The sequence below is a fragment of the Neorhizobium sp. T6_25 genome, assembly GCF_002968555.1.
In the GTDB taxonomy this organism is placed as follows: domain Bacteria; phylum Pseudomonadota; class Alphaproteobacteria; order Rhizobiales; family Rhizobiaceae; genus Neorhizobium.
Genome location: NZ_PVBL01000004.1, coordinates 26202 through 48280, shown reverse-complemented (window position 1 = coordinate 48280; position 22079 = coordinate 26202). Strand labels below are relative to the sequence as shown.

The 22079-nt window shown below is 63.2% G+C and carries 24 protein-coding genes; 10 read left to right on the top strand and 14 right to left on the bottom strand.

All coding sequences use genetic code 11. The features are described from left to right. Window positions 1-87: 87 nt before the first annotated feature. Genes C5L10_RS06675 through C5L10_RS06665 form a run of 3 tightly spaced genes read right to left on the bottom strand, consistent with a single transcriptional unit; the run spans window position 88 to window position 4887 of the window. The gene (locus C5L10_RS06675; RefSeq protein ID WP_105429004.1) at window positions 88-2928 is read right to left on the bottom strand and encodes a DUF4159 domain-containing protein; all 2841 of its coding nucleotides are present in this window, start codon (window positions 2926-2928) and stop codon (window positions 88-90) included. Then, window positions 2925-3848, bottom strand: a complete 924-nt coding sequence (locus tag C5L10_RS06670) for a DUF58 domain-containing protein (protein WP_046668674.1) — start codon at window positions 3846-3848, stop codon at window positions 2925-2927. The genes C5L10_RS06675 and C5L10_RS06670 overlap by 4 nt, the downstream gene beginning before the upstream one ends. Window positions 3849-3873: 25 nt before the next feature. Beyond that, window positions 3874-4887: a MoxR family ATPase gene (locus tag C5L10_RS06665; RefSeq protein ID WP_046631167.1), complete on the bottom strand. Its 1014-nt coding sequence runs from the start codon at window positions 4885-4887 to the stop codon at window positions 3874-3876. A gap of 235 nt (window positions 4888-5122) precedes the next feature. Here C5L10_RS06665 and C5L10_RS06660 point away from each other — a divergent pair, with 235 nt between their 5' ends. From C5L10_RS06660 to C5L10_RS06650, 3 genes are read left to right on the top strand one after another with little or no spacing between them, the layout of a single operon-like run. Beyond that, on the top strand, window positions 5123-5746 hold the full coding sequence (locus C5L10_RS06660) for a DUF1285 domain-containing protein (RefSeq protein ID WP_105429003.1): 624 nt from the start codon (window positions 5123-5125) through the stop codon (window positions 5744-5746). Next, on the top strand, window positions 5743-6378 hold the full coding sequence (locus C5L10_RS06655; RefSeq protein WP_046668678.1) for a CoA pyrophosphatase: 636 nt from the start codon (window positions 5743-5745) through the stop codon (window positions 6376-6378). The genes C5L10_RS06660 and C5L10_RS06655 overlap by 4 nt, the downstream gene beginning before the upstream one ends. Further along, window positions 6375-7637: a CCA tRNA nucleotidyltransferase gene (locus C5L10_RS06650; protein ID WP_105429002.1), complete on the top strand. Its 1263-nt coding sequence runs from the start codon at window positions 6375-6377 to the stop codon at window positions 7635-7637. The genes C5L10_RS06655 and C5L10_RS06650 overlap by 4 nt, the downstream gene beginning before the upstream one ends. Window positions 7638-7728: 91 nt before the next feature. Here the strand turns inward: C5L10_RS06650 and C5L10_RS06645 are convergent, their stop codons facing one another. The 3 genes from C5L10_RS06645 to hemF form a co-directional block, all read right to left on the bottom strand. Then, window positions 7729-7920, bottom strand: coding sequence for a DUF1059 domain-containing protein (locus C5L10_RS06645; RefSeq protein ID WP_037076377.1), 192 nt, complete (start codon window positions 7918-7920; stop codon window positions 7729-7731). A gap of 103 nt (window positions 7921-8023) precedes the next feature. After that, window positions 8024-8290 (bottom strand): hypothetical protein, encoded by a 267-nt coding sequence (locus C5L10_RS06640; RefSeq protein WP_245447941.1) that lies wholly within the window; start codon window positions 8288-8290, stop codon window positions 8024-8026. A 127-nt stretch (window positions 8291-8417) separates the two neighbouring features. Beyond that, on the bottom strand, window positions 8418-9332 hold the full coding sequence (gene hemF / locus C5L10_RS06635) for an oxygen-dependent coproporphyrinogen oxidase (RefSeq protein ID WP_105429001.1): 915 nt from the start codon (window positions 9330-9332) through the stop codon (window positions 8418-8420). 175 nt (window positions 9333-9507) lie between these two features. Here hemF and C5L10_RS06630 point away from each other — a divergent pair, with 175 nt between their 5' ends. Further along, window positions 9508-9765, top strand: coding sequence for a hypothetical protein (locus C5L10_RS06630; RefSeq protein WP_037076370.1), 258 nt, complete (start codon window positions 9508-9510; stop codon window positions 9763-9765). A gap of 9 nt (window positions 9766-9774) precedes the next feature. On the opposite strand, the gene C5L10_RS06625 is transcribed toward C5L10_RS06630, so the two are convergent. From C5L10_RS06625 to C5L10_RS06605, 5 genes are all read right to left on the bottom strand, one after another. Further along, window positions 9775-10206, bottom strand: a complete 432-nt coding sequence (locus C5L10_RS06625) for a hypothetical protein (RefSeq protein WP_105429000.1) — start codon at window positions 10204-10206, stop codon at window positions 9775-9777. A gap of 157 nt (window positions 10207-10363) precedes the next feature. Further along, on the bottom strand, window positions 10364-10666 hold the full coding sequence (locus C5L10_RS06620) for an addiction module antidote protein (protein ID WP_105428999.1): 303 nt from the start codon (window positions 10664-10666) through the stop codon (window positions 10364-10366). A gap of 3 nt (window positions 10667-10669) precedes the next feature. Beyond that, window positions 10670-10966 (bottom strand): type II toxin-antitoxin system RelE/ParE family toxin, encoded by a 297-nt coding sequence (locus C5L10_RS06615; RefSeq protein WP_105428998.1) that lies wholly within the window; start codon window positions 10964-10966, stop codon window positions 10670-10672. Between the two features lie 61 nt (window positions 10967-11027). Then, window positions 11028-11507 carry a redox-sensitive transcriptional activator SoxR gene (gene soxR / locus C5L10_RS06610; RefSeq protein WP_105429220.1) on the bottom strand — a complete coding sequence of 160 codons (480 nt, stop codon included), beginning with the start codon at window positions 11505-11507 and terminating at the stop codon, window positions 11028-11030. A gap of 71 nt (window positions 11508-11578) precedes the next feature. Then, on the bottom strand, window positions 11579-12058 hold the full coding sequence (locus C5L10_RS06605; protein ID WP_046668685.1) for a tRNA (cytidine(34)-2'-O)-methyltransferase: 480 nt from the start codon (window positions 12056-12058) through the stop codon (window positions 11579-11581). A gap of 379 nt (window positions 12059-12437) precedes the next feature. Here C5L10_RS06605 and C5L10_RS06600 point away from each other — a divergent pair, with 379 nt between their 5' ends. Beyond that, window positions 12438-14294 carry an ABC transporter ATP-binding protein gene (locus tag C5L10_RS06600; RefSeq protein WP_105428997.1) on the top strand — a complete coding sequence of 619 codons (1857 nt, stop codon included), beginning with the start codon at window positions 12438-12440 and terminating at the stop codon, window positions 14292-14294. A 170-nt stretch (window positions 14295-14464) separates the two neighbouring features. Next, window positions 14465-16327 carry an ABC transporter ATP-binding protein gene (locus C5L10_RS06595; protein WP_105428996.1) on the top strand — a complete coding sequence of 621 codons (1863 nt, stop codon included), beginning with the start codon at window positions 14465-14467 and terminating at the stop codon, window positions 16325-16327. Between the two features lie 9 nt (window positions 16328-16336). On the opposite strand, the gene C5L10_RS06590 is transcribed toward C5L10_RS06595, so the two are convergent. Then, window positions 16337-17275 carry an endonuclease/exonuclease/phosphatase family protein gene (locus tag C5L10_RS06590; RefSeq protein ID WP_105428995.1) on the bottom strand — a complete coding sequence of 313 codons (939 nt, stop codon included), beginning with the start codon at window positions 17273-17275 and terminating at the stop codon, window positions 16337-16339. Between the two features lie 392 nt (window positions 17276-17667). Between C5L10_RS06590 and petA the strand changes: the two genes are divergently transcribed. The 4 genes from petA (at window position 17668) to C5L10_RS06570 (ending at window position 21087) form a co-directional block, all read left to right on the top strand. Then, window positions 17668-18246, top strand: a complete 579-nt coding sequence (petA, locus tag C5L10_RS06585; RefSeq protein WP_037076345.1) for a ubiquinol-cytochrome c reductase iron-sulfur subunit — start codon at window positions 17668-17670, stop codon at window positions 18244-18246. A gap of 13 nt (window positions 18247-18259) precedes the next feature. After that, entirely contained in the window at window positions 18260-19531 is a 1272-nt protein-coding gene (locus tag C5L10_RS06580) for a cytochrome b N-terminal domain-containing protein (protein ID WP_046668693.1), read from the top strand. A 27-nt stretch (window positions 19532-19558) separates the two neighbouring features. Further along, a complete protein-coding gene (locus C5L10_RS06575; protein ID WP_105428994.1) occupies window positions 19559-20434 on the top strand; it encodes a cytochrome c1 in 876 nt (291 codons plus the stop codon). Window positions 20435-20547: 113 nt separating this feature from the next. Beyond that, window positions 20548-21087 carry an adenine phosphoribosyltransferase gene (locus C5L10_RS06570; protein ID WP_105428993.1) on the top strand — a complete coding sequence of 180 codons (540 nt, stop codon included), beginning with the start codon at window positions 20548-20550 and terminating at the stop codon, window positions 21085-21087. A gap of 49 nt (window positions 21088-21136) precedes the next feature. Here the strand turns inward: C5L10_RS06570 and C5L10_RS06565 are convergent, their stop codons facing one another. Further along, window positions 21137-21604 carry a MaoC family dehydratase gene (locus C5L10_RS06565; RefSeq protein ID WP_105428992.1) on the bottom strand — a complete coding sequence of 156 codons (468 nt, stop codon included), beginning with the start codon at window positions 21602-21604 and terminating at the stop codon, window positions 21137-21139. After that, window positions 21601-22071, bottom strand: coding sequence for a MaoC family dehydratase (locus C5L10_RS06560; RefSeq protein ID WP_105428991.1), 471 nt, complete (start codon window positions 22069-22071; stop codon window positions 21601-21603). Before C5L10_RS06560 ends, C5L10_RS06565 begins: the two co-directional genes overlap by 4 nt. Between the last annotated feature and the right edge of the window lie 8 nt (window positions 22072-22079).

Genomic DNA, 22079 nt, shown 5'->3' with positions numbered 1-22079 from the left:
CGCCGTTCCTCCTCTCCCCTTGGGGAGAGGGTCGCCGAGCGTAGCGGAGGCGGGGTGAGGGGGAACGCGTCATACGCTGGTTTTCCCTCACTGCCCAAGCCGCTCAAGCAGAGCCGGGACGTGCACCTGGTCGGCTTTGTAGTTGCCGGTCAGCATGTACATCATGATGTTGACGCCGGAGCGATAGGCATATTCGCGCTGCATCTCGTCCGGGGGGACGGTGGGAAGAACAGGCCCGCCCTGGCTGTCGACTGCCCAGGCGCCGGCAAAATCGTTGCCGGTGATCAGCAGCGGCGTCACGCCGTCTCCGCTGGAGGAGAGCTGCGCGCCGGTGTTCTTGGCTTCCTGCCGCGCCTCGACCCAGAGCGGGCTGCCGGTATAGCGGCCAGGGAAATTGGTGAGCAGGTAGAACGAACGGGTCAGCACATGGTCGGCCGGCGTCGGCTCCAGCGGCGGGATGTCGATATTGGCGAGGATCGCCTGCAGGCGTTCGCCATTCGGCGTGGTACCGCCTCCGTCGAGCGACGAATACTGGTCGCGCGTGTCGAAGAGCACCGTGCCGCCGTTGCGCATGTAGGCGTCGATCCGGGAGATCGCCGCTTGGCTGGGCATCGGCGCGGTGGCGGAGATCGGCCAGTAGATGATCGGATAGAAGGCGAGTTCGTCCTTGGTGATGTCGAGACCGACCGGGGCGCCGGGTTCCAGCGTCGTGCGGTAGGTGAGGAATTGGCTGAGACCTTCGAGACCCTGCTCGGAAATGCTGTCGACGTCCCTCTCGCCGGTCACGACATAGGCGAGGTGGGTCGTATCCAGCCGTTCGAGGATCTGCTCGTCACCGGGCTTGGCTCCGGCACCGGGCGGCATCTCCTGCGCTTGCGACGGGTTCGGGACGAAGGCGAAGAGGCCGAAGGCGAGGGCGGCGATGACCGCGGCGGCATTGCCGGCGGCGCGGCGACGAGTAGGCACGCGGGAGAAGGCGCCGTTCATGAAGAGCACCACAAGGCTGTCGAGGATCAGCATCGCCAGGGCGGCTGCAAAAAGGGCGGGGCGCAGCGACACGGCTTCGCCGCCGGCGAGGCCTTCGCGCACCAGCGGGCGACCGGCTGTCGTCGGATCGAAGCGGGCAATGACGGTCTTCGGCGCCAGCAGGTTGACGGCGGTGAAACCGTCCTCGGTGCCGTAAAGGCCGGGCGGGTGGTCGAAGCTTGCGACCGGCACCTGGTTGGCGGCAATCGCGATCGGTCGGGCTGTCCCGGTTTCGGTTGTGAGGACACCGTCGGCGGTGAGCAGCCGGTAGGGAGCCAGCGTCGCCGCGGTCCCCTCTGCTCCCGAGCCGGACGACGCGGCACCGCCCGCGCGGGCGAGCTGCACCAGGCGGCGGAGCATTTCGACGAAATTGCCCGACAGGGGCAGGTTGGACCAGGTCGCTTCGGCGCTGGTGTGGAAGAGTACGATGCGGCCGGCCTCGACTTCCTTTTCGGTGACGAGCGGCGTTCCGTCGGCAAGGCTCGCCCAGGTGCGTTCGGCAAGATCCGGCGTCGGTTCGGCGAGAACCTGGCGGGTGACAGTGATGTCGGCGGCGCGCGGCAAGCCGGCGAAGGGGCCGAAGCCCGGGAAATCGGCGAGCGACTGCGGCTCCGACCATGACATGGCGCCGCCGAGCGCGCGCTCGCCTTGGCGCAGGACGACCGGCACCAGCGGATCGTCGGCGGGGGCGGCGGCAAGGCGCGGACCGGCAAAGCGGATCAGCGTGCCCCCTTGAGCGATCCATCGCTGCAGCGGCGCATAGGATTCGGAGGGCAGGCGGCCGACATCGGCGAGGATGATGGCGGACGGATTGCCCTGCAGGATCTGCGGGATGGCGACCGAAAGGTCTGCGGTGTTCGGCTGGATGACGTCCGCATAGGGCAGGAGCGCGCGGCTGATATAATAGAGCGGCTGCAGGAGCGGCTGGAAGTCGCTGCCGCTTTCGCCGGCGAGAAGCGCGATGCGGCGGCGCTTGAAGCCGTCATCTAGGAGGTGTGCTGCGCCGGCCGTGGCAAGCCCGTCGATGTTGAGCCGGGCGAAATCGTTGCGCAGTTCGAACGGCGAGGCGATCTCGGCGGTCGCTGTCGCTGCACCCGCATCGAAGCGCAGCGTGCCGGAGGCGAGCGCGCGCCCTTGGGCGTCCAGCGCGTTGACGTTCATCTGCTGCGCCGATGTGGTCGAAAGGCGTGTTGCGGTCACGGACATGGCGGCGGCGTTGTTGACCGCGTCGGTCAGCGCCACGGCGCTGTGGCCGTCGCCTTCGATCAGGCGCATTTCGGCGGGTGAGAGGGCTGCGAGCGTCGACATGGCTTCGTTGTCGCCGGCCGCCGCCATGCCGTCCGAAAGGATGGCGAGCGTGCCGGGACGGGCGCCGTTCATGGCTTCTCTCACCGCCTGGGCGGCGCGGCCGCGATCGGGAACCAGCGGCTTGGGGCTTGCGGCCGTCAGCTTGTCGCGGGCAGCGGCTGCCGTGCCGGGCACGGCCTCATGGCCGGCATCGGCTGTGAAGGTGATCGACACCGGCACGTCGGCGCTTTCGGCGTCATCGATCAGGAGGTTGGCGGTCTGGACGCGGCGCTCCCAGTCGGCGGCGGTCGCCCAGCCGTTGTCGACGACGACAACCAGCGGGCCGCCGGCATTCAGGGAGTTGGCGCGCGGGTTCATGACTGGATCGGCGATCGCCAGGATTACGGCGGCAGCCAGCAGCATCCGCAGCAGCGTCAGCCACCAGGGGCTCTTCGAGGGCGTTTCCTCGCGCTTCAGGACAGTTGCCAGGATCCGGAGCGGCGGGAAGACTTCCGCCTTCGGGCGCGGCGGGGTGAGCCGCAGCAGCCACCAGATGACCGGCAGCGCAATCAGGCCGAAGAGGATGGCGGGATTTGCGAAGATGAGCGCGCTCATGACCTGCCTCCGCCCGGTTTTTGCGCCGGCAAGCCGGACAGGTAACCATGCACGGCGACCAGCGCCTCGGAGGCGAGGTGATCGGTCCGGTGAAAGACAAAACTCCAGCCGAGGCGACGCAGCGATTCACCGAGCGCGTCGCGGCGGGCGAAATAGGCGCGCTGGTAATCCTCGCGGATCATCTCGGCGCGGCCGGACACGAGCTTTTCGCCGGTTTCGGGATCGGTGAATTCGGTGCGGCCGGTATAGGGGAAAGTCTCCTCTGCCGGATCGGCGATCTCGACCACATGGCCGCGCAGGCCGCGGCGGCCGAGCGGGGCGATGCGTTCCATCACCCGGTCGGCGTCGTCGAGGAAGTCGCCGATCAGCACGATGTCGCTGTGACCGCGGATCATCGCGGTGTCCGGCAGGCCGGTGGTCAGTGGCGCGTGCATGATCGAGGCGGCAAGCCGTTCGGCGGCGTTGCGTGCCGATACCGGCTCCATGATGCCGGGGCAGCCGATCCGCTCGCCGGACCGGGCAAGGATTTCGGCCAGCGCCAGCATCAGCACCAGCGCCCGGCTTTCCTTCGAGGCAATGGCGAGCGTCGACTTGTACATCATCGACGGCGACATGTCGGCCCAGAGCCAGACGGTGTGGGCGGCTTCCCATTCGCGTTCGCGGACATAGGTATGGTCGTCGCGGGCGGAGCGGCGCCAGTCGATGCGAGACAGGCTTTCACCCTCGGCATACGGCCGGAACTGCCAGAAATTTTCGCCGACGCCGCGCTTGCGGCGGCCATGCCAACCGGCGATCACCGTGTTGGCGATGCGCTTTGCTTCCACCATGCAATCCGGCACAAGCGTCGCGCGGGCCTGGGCTCGGGAGAGGAGTTCGCTACTCGGTGTCTGCTCTACGATCTGGCCAATGGTGGATGCCACGCAGGTTCCTTTCTAGCCGGCGGACTTAGCCGCGGGCCTGCTTCACCAGACCGGCGATGACGTCGCGTACCGACATGCCTTCGGCGCGCGCCGCAAATGTCAACGCCATGCGGTGCTCCAGCACTGGTTCGGCAAGCGCATAGACGTCGTCGAGCGATGGGGCGAGACGGCCTTCGTAGAGGGCGCGCGCACGGGCCGTCAGCATCAGCGACTGGCCGGCGCGCGGGCCGGGACCCCAGGCGACATGCTTGTCGGTATGGGCATTGCCATGGCCAGGGCGGGCGGAGCGCACCAGCGAGAGGATCGCATCGACCACCTTGTCGCTGACCGGCATCTGGCGGATCAGCATCTGGATTTCCTGAAGGCGGGCAGCGTCGATGACGCCGCGGGACTTGGATTCCGAAAGGCCGGTGGTTTCGAGCAGGATCTGCCGCTCGGCGGCGAGTTCCGGATACAGCACGTCGACCTGCAGCAGGAAGCGGTCGAGCTGCGCTTCCGGCAGCGGATAGGTGCCTTCCTGCTCCAGCGGGTTCTGGGTCGCGAGCACGTGGAAGGGAGCGGGCAGATCGTAACGCTGGCCGGCGACCGTGATATGGTATTCCTGCATGGACTGCAGCAGCGCCGACTGGGTGCGCGGCGAGGCGCGGTTGATTTCGTCGGCCATCAGGAGCTGGGCGAAGACCGGGCCCTTGATGAAGCGGAAGGAGCGGCGGCCGGCATCGTCCGTATCCATCACTTCCGAGCCGAGAATGTCGGAGGGCATCAGGTCGGGGGTGAACTGGATGCGGTTGGCGCCGAGACCGAGCACGGTGCCGAGCGTGGTGACGAGCTTGGTCTTGGCAAGACCGGGGACGCCCACGAGCAGCGCATGGCCACCGGACAGGACGGCCAGCAGCGTGTTCTCGACCACCTTTTCCTGGCCGAAGATCACCTTGGCGACTTCGGTGCGGATGGCGGCGATGTCGGAGAGGGCCATTTCGGCGGCGGCGATGATGGCTTTCTCATCGAGGACGGTATCGGTGGAATTCATCAGGCCCATGTCGTTCTCCATCATCCAAAACTGGCTGGCATCCAGAACCGGCAGGCACTCAGAAACCGACTGGCTTTCCAAGGCCGGGGTCTTCATATCCCGGCATCGAATCGCTGCATCGCAGCATCCGGCTTATCCGATCAAACTTATTCCCCGAAATATGGCTGACAAGCACGTATTGAATGACTATCTCGTGAGGAACAATTGCTTTGGTGAATGCTTAAGGTCGAACCGGGACTGAAAGATGGCAGCGCAAACGATAAATTCGGCACCCGATGCCGCAGGGCTTGCGGCCCTGATTTTGCGCGCTTCCGAGCAAACCGGCGACGGAAAGCGCGGCTTGCCACCCGTCGACAGGTGGAATCCACCCTTCTGCGGTGATATCGACATGGAAATCCGTGCCGACGGCACCTGGTTCTACATGGGCACGCCGATCGGCCGCGCACCGCTGGTGCGGCTGTTTTCAACGGTGCTGCGCAGGGACGAGGACGGCAGGACCTACCTCGTAACACCTGTGGAAAAAGTCGGCATCCGGGTCGTGGACGCACCCTTTCTCGCCGTCGAGATGCAGGTGACGCAGCGTGAAGGCCGGCAGGTGCTCACGTTCAGGACAAATGTCGGTGATGTGGTCGAGGCAGGCGCGGAACACCCCTTGCGCTTCGAAATCTCGGGCGAAAACCGCGAGCTGAAACCCTATCTCCTGGTGCGCGGCCGGCTGGAGGCGCTCGTTTCCCGCGCGGTCATGTACGATCTCGTGGAACTGGGCGAGGCGATCGTGATAGACGGGGTGCCGATGTTCTCCGTCCGCTCCGGAACGGAGGTCTTTCCGGTGATGCCCAAGGCCGAATTGGACGCCTTATCGCAATGAGTGACTTTCCCCTTTTTTCGGCCGGCGATTTCCGCCGCCGGGCGCTGAACCAGAACGGCGGGCCGATCGATCACGCCTGGCGCGATCACGGCGACCATCTGCTCAATCCGACGCTGGTGGATTTTGCCGCGGGGCTGAAGCTGAAGGACGCGGCGGTGCTGGTGCCGGTGGTCGACGACGGCGACGGGGCGAAGGTGATCCTGACGCAGCGGACATCGACGATGCGCAAGCATTCGGGACAGATCGCCTTTCCGGGCGGCGGGATCGATCCGCAGGATCGGTCTCCGGAACAGGCAGCGCTGCGCGAGGCGGAAGAAGAGATCGGCCTCGACCGTTCCTTCGTCGAAACGCTGTCGCGCCTGCCGACCTATTACGCGGCGACCGGTTTCCGCATCACGCCGGTGCTCTCCGTGGTCAGGCGCGGCTTCGAGATCACGCCCAATCCGGCCGAGGTGGACGACGTCTTCGAGGTGCCGCTGTCCTTCCTGATGAACGAGGCGAACCACCAGCGCGGCAGCCGCGAATGGGACGGCAAGGAGCGGCATTTCTACGTGATGCCCTACGAGGAACGAAACATCTGGGGCATTACCGCGGGCATTCTGCGCACGCTCTATGAAAGGCTTTATGCATGACCAGTGTAGCCGACGAGGCCTGGTTCCGGGACCCGGCGCTGCAGCGCATCCTGACCCTGCTCAATGCCGACGGCGGCGAGGCGCGGGTGGCGGGCGGCGCGGTGCGCAATGCGCTGATGGGGCTTCCCGTCGCCGATGTCGACGTCGCCACGACGCTTCGTCCGGAAAAGGTCGTCGAGCGCGCGGTGACGGCTGGGATCAAGGCGGTACCGACCGGTTTCGAGCATGGTACCGTGACGCTGGTCATCGGAGGCCACGGCTTTGAAGTCACCACGTTGCGTCGCGATATCGAGACCGACGGGCGGCGCGCCAAGGTCGCCTTCGGTATCGATTGGCAGGTGGATGCCGAACGGCGGGATCTGACGATCAACGCGCTTTATGCGGACGCTCAGGGCGTTGTGATCGACCTTGTGAACGGAATTCCGGATATCGAGACGCGCACCGTCCGGTTCATCGGCGATGCGGCCGAGCGGATCGCGGAGGACTATTTGCGCATCCTGCGCTTCTTCCGTTTTTTTGCCCACTACGGTTCTGGCCGGCCGGATGCGGATGGGCTGAGGGCCTGCGCCCGCGCCAAGGATAAGCTTTCGACGCTGTCGGCCGAGCGGGTCTGGTCCGAGACAAAGAAACTCCTGTCCGCCGCCGATCCTTCCCGCGCGCTGCTGTGGATGCGGCAGGCGGGCGTGCTCACCGAAATCCTGCCCGAGACGGAAAAATGGGGTATCGACGGCATTCACGGCCTCGTGGCGGCAGAGAAGTCGCTCGGCTGGACGCTCGACCCGATGTTGCGGCTGGCGGCGATCGTGCCGCCGGATGCCGAGCGGCTGGATGCACTGGCGAAGCGGCTCAAGATGTCGAATTCGGAGGCTGCGCAACTTGCCACCTGGGCGAACGCGCCGGTGCCGCCGGACGAGGTGACGGATGTCGGCTTCGACCGGTTGCTCTACCGGCAGGGCGCGGAGGGGTTGGTCATGCGGCTGCGGCTCGCACTTGCCTCTGTTCGAACTGCGGCCGAAGGCGATCCCGCGGCGATGCGTAAATCCGCGCGGCTGTCGGTCTTGCTGAAGAGGGCGGAGAACTACGAGAAGCCGGTCTTTCCGGTCAGTGGTGCCGACATCGTCGCAGCCGGTGTACCCGCCGGAAAGCGGGTGGGGGAAATTCTGAAGGAACTGGAAGACTTTTGGGTGGAGCGCAACTTCGCCCTTGACCGGGCGGCGCTGACCGCCCGCCTGGAGGATATGATCCGAAATTCGCTCTGACGTCAGGCAACTCGCTGCCTGACATAGGCTTGGAAGTGAGGCCGTGAGGGTTCTGCTGCAGAACGGCTTGCGCCTCGTTACGCTCCAGGCGTCAGGCCGCGGCCGCGCCGTTTTCGTCGCGGATGCGCGCCTTGATGTTCTCGACCATGTTTTCGCGAATGATCTCTTCCCCGTGCACCGTGCGCAGATGCTCCACGGCGCGGCGGACCACTTCGGCGTCCTCGTCGGCACGGGTATGCCACTGGCAACCGGGCACGAGCGTCCCGCATTCGAACAGTCGCATGACATTTCCTCCTGTTAGCGTTGGACTGGAGGCGGCGGATATCTCCCATATCCGCCGGCGCCACCCTCGATAACTCGGAAACTACAAGGACCGTTCCAGACGCTTATTCGGAAAACGCCCAGGCGTGAAAGACGGAAGCCTGTTCCTGCCCCTTTACCCGCGCCGCCTCGTCATTGGCGGCCGACATTGCAACCGACCTGCCGGTAAGCTGGCGCCTGACCTGGTCCACATAAAAGGAATGGGGGAGCTCACCGCCGGTTCTCGCGCGCATTTCGGTGGCGAGGCGGTCGATCATTTCAGCAGTATCAAGGGAACGGGCGTCCTTGTCCTCAGACGCATCCGGCATTGGCATGCTATTCGGTGCCATCATGGCGTTCCTCCTCCGGTACAACCAAGGGGACGCTACCACCATCGCATCGATTCCGATATCGCATTTGTTAAGGATGAGATATTGGGGCCTGTTTATACCCGAAATCGTTAATTTTGTGATCTTTTATCTAAAGCCACCTTACAACCGGAGGCAGCGACGACAGAATGGACTCGACATTGCCGCCGGTCTTCAACCCGAAAATGGTGCCCCGGTCGTAGAGCAGGTTGAATTCGACATAGCGGCCGCGGCGGATCAGTTGCTCGTCGCGATCATATTCCGTCCAGGGTTTGTTGAAATTGGCGCGGACGATCTTCGGGTAGACGAGATTGAAGGCTCGCCCGACGTCCTGCACGAAGGCGAAATCCGCATCCCAGCCGCCTTTTTCCTCGACCGGATGCAGCCAGTCGAAGAAAATGCCGCCGACGCCGCGCGGTTCGTTGCGGTGCTTCAGGAAGAAATACTCGTCGCACCAGGCCTTGTAACGGTCATAGTCGGCGACCGCCTCGTGGCGCTTGCAGGTGATTTCCATGACCCGGTGGAAGAGGGCGCTGTCGGGATCCGTCTGGATGCGGCGCCGGTCGAGCACCGGGGTGAGATCGGCGCCGCCGCCGAACCACTGGCTCGACGTCACCACCATGCGGGTGTTCATGTGGACGGTCGGCACGTTGGGATTGACCGGATGGGCGATCAGCGAGATGCCCGATGCCCAGAAGCGCGGGTCTTCATCCGCCCCCGGCATCTGGCTGCGGAAATCGTCGGAGAATTCGCCGTGTACGGTCGAGGTGTGGACGCCGACCTTTTCGAAGACGCGTCCCTCCATCATCGACATTCTGCCGCCGCCGCCGGCACCGCCGTCGCGCAGCCAGTCCTTGGGCTTGAAGCGGCCGGGCTCCTGATCGGAAAGAGGTCCGGTCAGTTCCGCCTCGAGGCCTTCCAGCGAGGCGCAGATCGTGTCGCGCAGGCTCTCGAACCAGGCTTTCGCCGCCGCCTTCTTGTCTTCGATGTCCTCAGGCAATCCCTTGGGCAGTACCGGCCGTTCCATGTCTCTATTCCTCTCGCCATCCCCTTGGCGCGATTCGCATTTTTCCGATCGGGGATTAGCATTTCTGGCTTTCGCGAGCCATTCCATCGGTTGTCGCAGGTGGAAAATGAGACTCGCAAAGCGTGTCGCTGCGCATTATCTTTACCGCATAAACAGGTGCTGATCAGAGGCTTTCATGGCAAAGTTCACACCCCCGCCGCTCGACGGGCTGAAACGCAGGATCGACCGCCACCGGCAGGAAAAGGCCGGCGAGCGCCAGGGCATGTTCGTACGGCAAACCTTCCAGCTCTCGCGGGAAGAAGCCCGCGAAAAGGCGCGCGAATGGTTTCACGAATTTCCGAAGGCAGCCTACTGGACCGAAGTGGAAAGCTGGCGCCAGCTCGAAGGCGACCAGATCGAATTCACCATGCGCAGGTTGCCCACGGCGGATTGATCCGATCCGTCACTTCGGGTCCTCATAGGTGTAGAGCGCGCACATTTCGGCGCTGCTCTTCGGCGGGTTTCTGCCCGTAAACACGGCGATCGCCGACATTCCCTCGCCCGACGCCCAGTTGGCGACATAGGTCACGTCGCCCGATCCGCAGAGCTGGTTGCCGTTTTCGAGCTCCGGATCGGCCGGTTCCGCGACGCGGTAGACCGATCCCGGCACCCGCCTGCCGTCCACCCGGAAATTATCGGCAACGAGATCGGAGAATTCGAGGGTTTCCTCATTCTCGAAGGTGATGCCGAAGTCGTCGAGCCAGACGTCCCCGGTGACGCTCATCGCCGTCTTGCTGACCGCGGTATAGCGCTCTGCCTCCTGGGCGTGGACGGGCGAGGCCAACAGGATCATGGCGGCAGCGGTGATCGGGTAGCAAAGCAGAAAATTACGCATCGATTTCCCGGGGCTTGGTGTTTATGGCTTTCGGGAGAACGTTCTCCGTTGCGGAGACATATGCGATTTCCGAGATTTGGCCCATGGGCTTCGATCGGTCCGGCAAGCGTTTTTCAAAAGATGCTAAACGAAGACGGAGGCTGCTGATAGCGACCACTCAAGCGGCATTCTCAGCCTTGGCGAGAACTGGCGTGAGTTCGAGGCCGAGGGCTTTCATCACCTTCAGGATCGTCGCGAATTCCGGATTTCCTTCGCCGCTCAGGGCCTTGTAAAGGGCGGCGCGGCTCATGCCGACATCGCGGGCGAGCTTGCTCATGTTCTGGGCCCTCGCCACGATGCCAAGGCATTTGGCGATGAAGGCGGGGTCACCGTCTTCGAATGCGGCGATCATGAATTCCTCGATATCTTCATCACTGTTCAGATGTTCGGCAATATCGAACCGCCGAATTTCCAAAGCCATAGGTTATTCCTTCCATTCCTTGGCGAGGCGTTTCGCCTCGGCGATGTCCCTGGTCTGGCTGCTTTTGTCGCCACCGCAAAGCAACAGGACAACGATGTCGCCTCTCCGGCTGAAGTAAATGCGATATCCAGGGCCATAATGAATCCGCATCTCGCTGATGCCTTCGCCGACGGATTTGATGTCACCAAGATTGCCTTCTTCAGCGCGGGCGATCCGACCGAAGATTCTGATTGCGGCACGCCTGTCTCGGAGGTCGTCTAGCCAGTCATCAAAGACTTTGGTCGAGTAAATCGTGAACATGCGAACTGTACTCTATGGAGTGCATTTTCGCAATCAATTTAGGCTAAACCTATCCGTGCAATCAATCGAGATTCTCGACTTCATCCGCCTCCAGCAAGATCGGCCCCGCGCCTTTTTCGCCAAGCATGTCGAGCGGGTTCCTCAGCGGGCAATCCTCCATCGACAGGCAGCCGCAGCCGATGCAGCCGGTCAGGTGGTCGCGGAGTGCCGTGAGGCTGGCGATCCGCGCGTCGAGCTGGCGTTTCCAGGTTTCCGAAAGCCGCTGCCAGTCCTTGGCGGTGAGCGGCCGGTCGTGCGGCAGGACGGAAAGCGCCTCGGCGATATCGGCAAGCGGTATGCCGGTCTTCTGGGCGACCTTGATGACCGCGACCCGGCGCAGCACGACACGCGGATAACGGCGCTGGTTGCCGCGGTTGCGCCGGCTCTGGATCAGTCCCTTGGTCTCGTAGAAATGCAGGGTGGACACCGCCACGCCGCTGCGTGCCGCGACTTCCCCGACCGTCAGTTCAAGCTCCAGCCGCCCGTCCGGATTTTTCTTCATCATCGCTGTTGACCTCAATATTACTTGAGGTTTTATAGCAGGAGCTCCGTGAAAGAAAACCGGAGCCCGGTTCAATGAAGACGAAAATCGTTCTGCCGCAGCGCCTCGCCGGCGATCATGGCCGCCGACATGGCGACGTTGATGGACCGCTGGCCTTCGACCATGGGGATGAGGATACGGGCGTCGGCCGCCTCATGCACATGATCAGGCACGCCGGCGCTTTCGCGGCCGAAGAGCAGGATGTCGTCCGGCTGGAATTCGAAGCGGGTATAGGGCAGGGCGGCCTTGGTGGAGGCAAGCACAACGCGCCGGCCGTTCGCCTTGCGCCATTCGTCGAAGCGCTGCCAGTTGACGTGGCGGGCAAGCGTGACGCCCGCCAGATAGTCCATGCCGGAGCGCTTCAGGTTCCGGTCGGAAATGTCGAAGCCGGCCGGCTCGATGATATCGACCGACAGGCCGAGGCAGGCGGCGAGCCGGAGGATCGTGCCGGTATTGCCGGGAATATCCGGCTGGTAAAGGGCGATGCGGAGCCCGCGGGAGATGTCACTCATACACCGTCCTTACGGGAAACCGAGGCTGCGGCTCAAGCCCTTTCGATGCGCGGCATGGCTGTGACGATCGGGCAACAGAAAAGCTCAGGGTGGCGGGATACGGCGATTTTCCCTTTTCAATTGATACCCGAGAGGGTAGAAGGCTTGCGTCACTCAACGCCCACTCAAGGAGGCCTACATGGATATGACCGTGCTTTCGCGCCTCCGCCGCCAGATTACTCGCTTTCTGGCCTAGGCGTTCGCGGTTTCTCGCAAACTCTTCCCTTCCTGACTCGTTACGTGGCCGACATCCGGCCTCGATATCCTAGGTTTTCGCCGCCCGATTCTGGCCACCTTACGCGCCGAGCCGGTACGGCAATCCGATTTACGGAGCTTTTTCATGTTCTCGTGGTTCGAACGGCGCGTTGATCCCTATCCGGACGAAGCGCCCTCATTACCGCCCGCCGGCCTTGCGGCCTTCCTGTGGCACTACACCAGGCCCGTCTGGCCGTGGGTCGTCATCATGTCGACCTGTACGATGCTGATCGCGGTCGGCGAAGTGGCGCTGTTCCAGTTCCTCGGCGATATCGTCGACTGGCTGACCAATGCCGATCGGGCGACCTTCCTTGAAAGCGAAGGGCCGAAACTGTTCTTCATGGCCTTCGTGGTGCTGATCGCATTGCCGGCGATCGCGACCCTCAATTCGCTGATCATGCATCAGATCCTGATGGGCAATTTCCCGATGATCGCCCGCTGGCAGATGCACCGGTTCCTGCTCAGTCACTCGATGACGTTCTTCGCCAACGAGTTCGCCGGCCGCGTCTCGACCAAGGTGATGCAGACCTCGCTCGCCATCCGCGAAACGGTGATGAAGGTGCTCGACGTATTCGTCTACGTCTTCACCTATTTCGTCTCGATGATCGCCATCGTCGCAGCCGCCGACCTGCGCTTGGCCGTTCCGCTCGTCCTGTGGATCGTCTTCTACTCGATCACGGTTGCCTATTACGTGCCGCGTCTGAGGAAGATCTCGGCGGAACAGGCGGATGCGCGCTCGATGATGACCGGCCGCGTCGTGGACAGCTATACGAACATCGCGACCGTCAAGCTCTTCTCGCATGCGGGAAGGGAAGAGGCCTATGCGCAAGACGCGATGGACGTATTCCTGAAAACCGTACATGCGCAGATGCGCAAGGTGACGGGTTTCCAGGCGCTGGTCTATTTCTACAACTGTGCCGCCCTGTTTACCGTCGGCACGTTGTCGATCTGGTTCTGGCTGGACGGCGCCATCTCGATCGGGGCGATCGCGATCGCCATCGGCCTTGCGATGCGCATCAACGGCATGTCGCAATGGGTGATGTGGGAAGTGTCGGCGCTCTTCGAAAACATCGGCACCGTCTATGACGGCATGTCGATGATGACCAAGGCGCATGACGTGGTGGACCAGAAGGGCGCTTCGACGCTCACCGCGAAAAAGGGCCATATCCGCTACGACAACGTCCACTTCCACTACGGCAAGGGCAAGGGCGTCATCGAAGGCCTGACGCTCGATATCCCGGCCGGGCAGAAGATCGGCCTGGTCGGCCGCTCCGGTGCCGGCAAGACGACGCTGATGAACCTGCTGTTGCGCTTCTACGATCTGGAGGGCGGCCGCATCACCATCGATGGCCAGGACATCGCCGGCGTAACGCAGGACAGCCTGCGTTCGCTGATCGGCGTGGTCACCCAGGATACCTCGCTGCTGCACCGTTCGATCCGCGACAACATCGCCTACGGCAAGCCGGATGCGACAGACGCGGACATCATCGAAGCGGCCAGGCGGGCAAACGCCTGGGAGTTCATCGACGGACTTGCCGACATGCAGGGACGCAAGGGTCTCGATGCGCATGTGGGCGAACGAGGCGTGAAGCTTTCCGGCGGGCAGCGGCAGCGCATCGCGATCGCCCGCGTCTTCCTGAAGGACGCGCCGATCCTGGTGCTCGACGAGGCGACTTCGGCGCTCGACTCGGAAGTCGAAGCGGCGATCCAGGAGAACCTGTTCGCGCTGATGGAGGGCAAGACGGTGATCGCCATTGCCCACCGGCTGTCGACGCTGACCGAAATGGACCGACTGATCGTGCTCGATCGCGGCCGGATCGTCGAGGCCGGCACGCACCGCGAGCTGGCCGCGACCGGCGGCATCTATGCCGATCTCTGGAACCGCCAGTCCGGCGGCTTCATCGGCCATGAGGACGTGATCGAGGAAGAGGCGGCGGAGTAAGCTCCGCCGCCATCCCATTTTTCGCTCTGAAGCAAACATTCTGCGGCATCGCCCGCAACATTCAGATTCGGTCGACGCGGGTGGTGCCGGATACGCACATTAAGAAAATGTAAGCCGCGGCCCGGCCGCTTTTGCTTTGTCGGGAATGAGAATCCGCCTATATCCGGTCCATGTTGAAATCGGTCTTCCGCACCTTCGAGAGCTTTATCAAGCCGTTTGCGAGGCGGGACGACCTGAAGCCACCCGTTGGCCTTGTCGGCTTCATCTGGTTCTATGTCCGCCAGGCAAAGCTTCCCTTCTTCGCAATGCTGGTGCTCGGCGGGCTTGCCGCCGGCGTCGAGGCGGCGATGTTCTGGTATGTCGGCCGGCTGGTCGATATCCTCGACACGACCCAGCCTTCCGAGGGATGGTCGGGGCTGCTTTCCGACCACGGGACCGAACTCGTCGTCATGGCACTGGTGGTCGGCATCGGCCGCTTCCTGATCGGGCTGATGACGGCGCTGGTCGACCAGCAGATCATCACGCCCGGTTTCTACAACCTGGTGCGCTGGCAGTCGTATATCCACGTATCGCGCCAGTCGCTCTCCTTCTTCCAGAACGATTTCTCCGGCCGCATCGTCACGAAAGTCTGGTCGGCCGGCCAGGCGACCGGCGACGTTCTGACCTCCTTCATGGAAAGCGTCTGGTTCGTCGGCATCTATTCCGTCTCGACCATCGCGCTGGTCGCCGGGCTCGACTGGCGGCTGGCCGTGGTCGTCGTCGCATGGCTTTCGATCTTCGCGGTGCTCGCCAGATATTACGTGCCGCGCATTCGCGAACACTCCAAGGCCTCGGCCGAGGCCGGGTCGATGATCAGCGGCCGCATGGTCGACGCCTATTCGAACATCCAGACGCTTCGGCTGTTCGGCCGCGACGAGGCGAACGACCGCTACATGCTCTCCGGTTTCGAGAGCTTTCAGGACACGATCATCGCCTTCACCCGGCTATTGACCAGCGTGCGCGCCTCCATGGCCTTCCTCTCCGGCACGATGATCGTCACCATGGCGGCGATGAGCGTGCACCTGTGGCTCTCCGGCCTGATCTCGTCCGGTGCGGTCGCCTTCACCATGGCGCTGATGCTGCGGCTGAATTTCCTGCTCGGCCGGCTGATGACGCAGCTCAACGGCATCATGCGCAATATCGGCACCATCCAGAACTCAGCCGAGCTGATCTCGCAGCCGATCGGACTGGTGGATGCGCCTGATGCAACGCAGCTGGTGGTAAAACGCCCGGAAATCCGCTTCGAGAATGTCAGCTTCCATTATGGCAAGGCGAAGGGCGTCATCGACAATCTGTCGCTCACCATCCGGCCGGGCGAGAAGCTCGGCATCGTCGGGCGTTCCGGCGCCGGCAAGTCCACCCTCGTCAACCTGCTCCTGCGGTTCTACGATCTCGAAGGTGGCCGCATCCTGATCGACGGGCAGGATATCGCCCGGGCGACACAGGAATCGCTGCGCGCCCAGATCGGCATGGTGACGCAGGATACATCGCTGCTGCACCGGTCGATCCGCGACAATATCCTGTTCGGCCGGCCGGATGCGACGGAGGCGCAGCTCGTCGAGGCGGCGCGCAAGGCCGAAGCCGACACGTTCATCGCGGCTCTCGAAGACCAGCGCGGCCGCAAGGGTTTCGACGCGCATGTAGGCGAGCGCGGCGTCAAGCTTTCCGGCGGCCAGCGCCAGCGCGTCGCGATCGCCCGCGTGATGATCAAGGATGCGCCGATTCTGGTGCTCGACGAGGCCACCTCGGCACTCGACTCGGAGGTGGAAGCGGCGATCCAGTCGAACCTGGAACGGCTGATGCAGGGCAAGACCGTGCTCGCCATCGCCCACCGGCTCTCGACGATCGCAGCCCTCGACCGCCTGATCGTCATGGACAAGGGCCGGATCATCGAGGACGGCACACACAACGAACTGATTGCGCGGGGAGGGCTCTATTCGGAGCTCTGGGCAAGGCAGTCCGGCGGTTTCCTTGCCGCGGACGCAGCCCAATAGCGCTGCGGCTCACTGTCCGGTAACGGCGATCTCGGCGATCAGCCCGAAGTGGTTGGAGCCGTGCGGCTGGGGAATGCGGGTCAGCGACTTTATCTTGAGCGGCGCCCGCGCATAGACATGGTCGATCGGGACGCCGAACGCACCCGCCCGGATCGGCCAGGTGGCGGGCTCGAAGCCGGCAGTCGTCAGGTCGGCATTGCGGAGGAACCGACGCATGTTCGGCGCCAGGCTCGAGGCGTTGAAATCGCCCGAGAGCAGCAGGGGACCGCTCGTCTCGCTGATCGCGAGAGCGGCGCGGGTCAGTTCCACGGAGTGGAAATTGTCGAAATACGGCTTGGTCGTATGCATGCCGACGAAATGGATCGTTTGGCCGCGGACGGTCACCTTGGCGAGGATAAAGCGATCCGGAAAGATCTCGCTGAGCGATTGTACCGTCGGCGCTTCGATCGGCACCTTCGATAGCATGAGCTGGTCGCAATCCTCGATCAGCAGGCCGCAGCCCACCCGGTAGGGATAGGTTTTCGCCAGCTCGTCCATATAGACCCTGAGCGGGGCGGCTTCCATGACGTTGACCAGGTCGGCGCCGGACGACCGGATCGTTTCGACGATGTCTTCCGCATTGTCGAAATTGTCGTTGAGGATGTTGAAGGACATCAGCTTGATGGTCGGCGCATCCACCTCTGCCGGTGTCATCGGTGCGGCGAAGTCGCGGCTCATCAGCACCGCGTGGCCGGCAAAGAGGAGCGTGGCGGCGAACAGCAGCCAGACCAGGAAGTGGCGCTTGACGACGAGGGCTACCACCATGGCCGCCACGCAGCCGAGTGCCGCGTGCAGCTGCAGGCTGTAAAGCGTTCCCAAAAGCCAGTGGGGGTGTATGTAACGCGTCCCGATCGCCATCAGCACAAGCGACACGATGACGCAGATGGCAACCGATAGTGTTTGTCTCATTCGGGTCTGTCCGGGACGGCCGCCTTCTGTCGTGGGCTTGGCCTAACATGAGGCCCGATTTGTTGCAATGCGGTGCCCGGCAGGGCGGTTAACGGGAAGGGCGCCATCCCCGCTGTTTCGCTTGAAAAACGCCTGATTTTTCCGGCCCCAACAGGCCAGTGCACGCCTTGTTTCTCAGGCCTGTGCTCTGCCTGTCACGCTGGTCCGGAACCCTCCGGGTTTTCCGGCGACAAACTGGTCGGCACCCCTTGCCAAGGCTGGACATATTTTGCGATCAAGCATAGAACGCGCCGGATTGCTGGGGAATCTATGGTCGAATTGTGTTCAACTGAGATTCGCCCGGACGGGGGCAGAGCGGTTTCCGCGAATTGCGTGAGAAGGATGATTGAGCCGTGAGCGAGCACGACACACATAGCGAAACACTGGGCGAGCCCACTCGCCGTGATTTCCTTTATCTGACCACCGGCATGGCCGGCGCTGTCGGCGCTGTCTCGGTTGCCTGGCCCTTCATCGACCAGATGCGCCCGGACGCCTCGACGCTGGCACTCGCCTCCATCGAAGTGAATGTCGGCGCTCTCCAGCCGGGCATGTCGCTGACCGTCAAGTGGCGCGGCAAGCCTGTCTTCATTCGCAACCGCACGCCGAAGGAAGTGGAAGAGGCGAATGCCGTGGCGCTGGCGGATCTCAAGGATCCCGTCGCCCGCAACGCCAATCTGCCGGCCGACGCGCAGGCAAGCGATATCGATCGTTCCGCCGGCCAGGGCAAGGAGAACTGGATCGTGATGATCGGTTCCTGCACCCATCTCGGCTGCGTTCCGCTCGGCCAGTCCGGCGATTTCGGCGGATGGTTCTGTCCGTGCCACGGCTCTCACTATGATACGGCGGGCCGTATCCGTAAGGGCCCGGCGCCGCAGAACCTCGCCATTCCGACTTTTGCATTTGCGTCCGACACAGTGATCAGGATCGGGTGAGGGGATAATATTTATGAGCGGTCATTCCACATACCAGCCATCGACCGGCATCGAAAAGTGGATCGATTCGCGGCTTCCGCTGCCGCGCATGATCCATGACAGCTTCATCTCCTACCCCGTTCCCCGCAATCTGAACTATGCCTACACGTTCGGCGCCATGCTGTCGGTCATGCTGATCGTGCAGATCATCACCGGCGTGGTGCTCGCCATGCACTATACCGCTTCGACGGGCATCGCCTTCGACTCGGTCGAAAAGATCATGCGCGACGTGAACCATGGCTGGCTGCTGCGCTACATGCATGCCAACGGCGCATCGTTCTTCTTCGTTGCCGTCTACCTGCACATCGCCCGTGGCCTTTATTACGGCTCCTACAAGGCACCCCGCGAAATCCTCTGGATCCTCGGCGTGGTGATCTACCTCCTGATGATGGCGACCGGCTTCATGGGCTACGTCCTGCCCTGGGGTCAGATGTCCTTCTGGGGCGCGACCGTCATCACCGGCTTCTTCTCGGCCTTCCCATTGGTCGGCGAATGGATCCAGCAGTTCCTGCTCGGTGGCTTCGCCGTCGATCAGCCGACGCTGAACCGCTTCTTCTCGCTGCACTACCTGCTGCCCTTCATGATCGCCGGCGTCGTCGTCCTGCACATCTGGGCCCTTCACGTCACCGGCCAGACCAACCCGACCGGCGTCGAGGTGAAGACCAAGACCGACACCGTCGCCTTCACGCCCTATGCGACGATGAAGGATGCGCTCGGCGTCTCCGTCTTCCTGATTGTCTATGCCTGGTTCATCTTCTACATGCCGAACTACCTCGGCCACCCGGACAACTACATCCCGGCCGACGCCTTGAAGACCCCCGCTCACATCGTTCCGGAATGGTACTACCTGCCGTTCTACGCCATGCTGCGCGCGATCACGTTCAACGTCCTCTTCATCGACTCCAAGCTTGGCGGCGTTTTGGTGATGTTCGGTTCGATCATCATCCTGTTCTTCCTGCCCTGGCTCGACACGTCGAAGGTCCGCTCCGCCGTCTACCGTCCCTGGTACAAGCTGTTCTTCTGGCTGTTCGTCGCCAATGCGATCATGCTCGGCTGGCTCGGTTCCCAGCCGGCGGAAGGCATCTTCACCGCGCTGTCGCAGATCGGCACGCTGTACTACTTCGGCTTCTTCCTGGTGATCATGCCGCTTCTCGGCCTGTTCGAAACGCCGAGGCGCATTCCGAACTCCATCACGGAAGCGGTTCTTGAGAAAAAGAACGGCAAATCCGCCGAAGCCCGCGCCTGACGCCTGCGACCGAGAGGGATTAGAATTATGAACAAGCTTGTTACAAGCCTCGTCTCGCTGGCCTTTCTGGCGGGAATGGGCGTTGCCTCGGCCGTTGCGCAGGAAAATCACGCTGCGGCCCCGGCCGCAGAACATGCGGAAACGCCGCATTTTCCGATCCACCATCCCAAGGAAACCGACTGGAGCTTCGCGGGTCCGTTTGGCCATTACGACAAGGGCCAGCTGCAGCGCGGCCTGAAGGTCTATACGGAAGTCTGTTCCGCCTGCCACTCGATGCGTCTGGTCTCCTTCCGCACCCTGGAGGACCTCGGTTATTCGGAAGCCCAGGTGAAGGCGTTTGCCGCCAACTACAAGGTTCAGGACGGCCCGAACGACGAAGGCGAAATGTTCGAACGCACCGCCGTTCCGTCCGACCACTTCCCGTCGCCCTTCCCGAACACGCAGGCTGCCGCTGCCGCCAACAACGGCGCAGCACCGCCGGACATGTCACTGATCGCCAAGGCCCGCGGCGTGACCCGCGGCTTCCCGCAGTTCGTCATCGACATATTCACCCAGTACCAGGAAGGCGGACCGGATTACATCCATTCGCTGCTGACCGGCTACCAGCCGCCGCCGGCCGGCGTCGAGGTTGCTCCCGGCACCCATTACAATCCGTATTTCGCCAGCGCCGCGGCGCTCGCCATGGCTCCGCCGCTCAGCGCCGACCAGGTGACCTATGACGACGGGGCGCCGCAGACGGTCGATCAGTATGCCAAGGATATCTCGGCCTTCCTGATGTGGGCTGCGGAGCCTCATCTCGAAGAGCGCAAGCGCACCGGTTTCATGGTGATGATCTTCCTGGTGATCTTCACTGGCCTGATCTACCTGACCAAGAAGTCGGTCTATGCCAGCAAGGAACACTGAGGTTTTACCTCGTGATTGCGAAAAGGCGGCCTGCGGGTCGCCTTTTTTGTTGGGAGGGGAGCCATCAGTTGCTAGGCTCGTCCTCCCTTCCTGCCGCCAAATATGTGGGTCACATGTCTTCCAAAAACGCTCTCTCCGCCGCCATCCGTTCCATCCCGGACTATCCGAAACCGGGCATCATCTTCCGCGACATCACCACGCTGCTCGGCGACGCCGTTGCCTTCGGGCAGGCGGTGGATGAGCTGGTGGCGCCCTATGCGGGCCTTGGCATCGACAAGATCGCGGGCATCGAGGCGCGCGGCTTCATCCTCGGCGGCGCGCTGGCGCACCAGCTGAGGGCCGGTTTCGTGCCGATCCGCAAGAAGGGCAAGCTGCCGCACCAGACCGTGCGGATGGCCTACAGCCTCGAATACGGCACCGACGAGATGGAGATCCATGTGGATGCGGTGAAGGCCGGCGAGAAGGTGATCCTCACCGACGACCTGATTGCGACAGGCGGCACCGCGGAAGGTGCGGTGAAGCTGCTGCGTCAGCTTGGCGCCGAGATCGTCTCGGCCTGCTTCGTCATCGACCTCCCGGATCTCGGCGGTCGCCGGAAGCTCGAAGCGCTCGGCGTGGAAGTCAGAACGCTGGTCGAATTCTCAGGTCACTGAAGTCCCAGCCACGAAGGCAGGCCGGGCGAGGGGGCTCGCATAGGAAGCCCTATGTGAATTCCAGCACTGTGCCTTCGTAGCGCATCACCACGTCGCCATGCTGGTTCACGCCGTCACAGACGGTCATGTTGATCCAGGTGCCGGGACGCGAGGCAAGCGAGCGGCTCTCGGTCAGCGCGACGGAATAGGTGACGCTGTCGCCGGCATAGACCGGTTTCAGCCATTGCAGCTTCCTGAAGCCGGCCGAAGGCCCGAGCTTCGGGGCCGTGATGCCCTGGCTTTCGAGCCGCGCCACCTCGGTTTTCCAGTAGGCGATATAGGTCTTCATCCAGCCGGCGCAGGTGTGCCAGCCGGAGGCGCAGAGAGCCCCGAAAACGTAGTTCTGCGCCGCTTCGGCATCCACATGGAAGGGCTGCGGATCGAATTTCTTCGCGTAGCGGACGATGTCCTCGGCGGTGAAGAGAAGCGTGCCGGTGATGACTTTCTGGCCGGGCGGCGAAAGCTCGATCAGCCTCATGCAGCGTCCTCCCCGGCGTCGCGCAGCCGCATCATGATCGGATTCTCGCCGCGCATGACGATCTCGCCACGCTGGTTCTCCACTTCGTGCAGGAACTTGACGATGCCGATGCCGGGGCGTGAGCGAAGCGAGCGGGATTCGAGCACGGTCGAGCGGCCGGACAGTGTGTCGCCGGCCAGAACCGGCCTTTTCCATTCCATGAACTCGATGCCCGGCGATCCCTCCGACGAGGAACTGGACAGCCAGCCGTCGAACATCATGCGCATGAACATGCTCGCCGTATGCCAGCCCGAGGCCGACAGGCCGCCGAGAATGCTCGCCCTGCCGGCCGCCTCGTCGAGATGCATGGGCTGCGGATCAAACTCCGCGGCGAATTCGACCATCTCGTCCGCCGTCACCAGCTTCGATGCGAGCGGGAAAACCCGCCCCACCGAAAAGTCCTCGAAATAATACGCGGCTTCCGTCATGTGGCCCT

Excerpts from the sequence above, each read along its gene's own strand:
- C5L10_RS06620 (WP_105428999.1), bottom strand. The coding sequence starts at position 10,666 with ATGGCTTTGGAAATTCGGCGGTTCGATATTGCCGAACATCTGAACAGT.
- C5L10_RS06665 (WP_046631167.1), bottom strand. The coding sequence starts at position 4,887 with ATGGGCCTGATGAATTCCACCGATACCGTCCTCGATGAGAAAGCCATC.
- soxR (WP_105429220.1), bottom strand. The coding sequence starts at position 11,507 with ATGAAGAAAAATCCGGACGGGCGGCTGGAGCTTGAACTGACGGTCGGG.
- C5L10_RS06605 (WP_046668685.1), bottom strand. The coding sequence starts at position 12,058 with ATGAGTGACATCTCCCGCGGGCTCCGCATCGCCCTTTACCAGCCGGAT.
- C5L10_RS06595 (WP_105428996.1), top strand. The coding sequence starts at position 14,465 with ATGTTGAAATCGGTCTTCCGCACCTTCGAGAGCTTTATCAAGCCGTTT.
- C5L10_RS06600 (WP_105428997.1), top strand. The coding sequence starts at position 12,438 with ATGTTCTCGTGGTTCGAACGGCGCGTTGATCCCTATCCGGACGAAGCG.
- C5L10_RS06675 (WP_105429004.1), bottom strand. The coding sequence starts at position 2,928 with ATGAGCGCGCTCATCTTCGCAAATCCCGCCATCCTCTTCGGCCTGATT.
- hemF (WP_105429001.1), bottom strand. The coding sequence starts at position 9,332 with ATGGAACGGCCGGTACTGCCCAAGGGATTGCCTGAGGACATCGAAGAC.
- C5L10_RS06560 (WP_105428991.1), bottom strand. The coding sequence starts at position 22,071 with ATGACGGAAGCCGCGTATTATTTCGAGGACTTTTCGGTGGGGCGGGTT.
- C5L10_RS06570 (WP_105428993.1), top strand. The coding sequence starts at position 20,548 with ATGTCTTCCAAAAACGCTCTCTCCGCCGCCATCCGTTCCATCCCGGAC.
- C5L10_RS06630 (WP_037076370.1), top strand. The coding sequence starts at position 9,508 with ATGGCAAAGTTCACACCCCCGCCGCTCGACGGGCTGAAACGCAGGATC.
- C5L10_RS06625 (WP_105429000.1), bottom strand. The coding sequence starts at position 10,206 with ATGCGTAATTTTCTGCTTTGCTACCCGATCACCGCTGCCGCCATGATC.
- C5L10_RS06580 (WP_046668693.1), top strand. The coding sequence starts at position 18,260 with ATGAGCGGTCATTCCACATACCAGCCATCGACCGGCATCGAAAAGTGG.
- C5L10_RS06565 (WP_105428992.1), bottom strand. The coding sequence starts at position 21,604 with ATGAGGCTGATCGAGCTTTCGCCGCCCGGCCAGAAAGTCATCACCGGC.
- C5L10_RS06640 (WP_245447941.1), bottom strand. The coding sequence starts at position 8,290 with ATGATGGCACCGAATAGCATGCCAATGCCGGATGCGTCTGAGGACAAG.
- C5L10_RS06660 (WP_105429003.1), top strand. The coding sequence starts at position 5,123 with ATGGCAGCGCAAACGATAAATTCGGCACCCGATGCCGCAGGGCTTGCG.
- C5L10_RS06645 (WP_037076377.1), bottom strand. The coding sequence starts at position 7,920 with ATGCGACTGTTCGAATGCGGGACGCTCGTGCCCGGTTGCCAGTGGCAT.
- C5L10_RS06590 (WP_105428995.1), bottom strand. The coding sequence starts at position 17,275 with ATGAGACAAACACTATCGGTTGCCATCTGCGTCATCGTGTCGCTTGTG.
- C5L10_RS06575 (WP_105428994.1), top strand. The coding sequence starts at position 19,559 with ATGAACAAGCTTGTTACAAGCCTCGTCTCGCTGGCCTTTCTGGCGGGA.
- C5L10_RS06655 (WP_046668678.1), top strand. The coding sequence starts at position 5,743 with ATGAGTGACTTTCCCCTTTTTTCGGCCGGCGATTTCCGCCGCCGGGCG.
- C5L10_RS06650 (WP_105429002.1), top strand. The coding sequence starts at position 6,375 with ATGACCAGTGTAGCCGACGAGGCCTGGTTCCGGGACCCGGCGCTGCAG.
- C5L10_RS06615 (WP_105428998.1), bottom strand. The coding sequence starts at position 10,966 with ATGTTCACGATTTACTCGACCAAAGTCTTTGATGACTGGCTAGACGAC.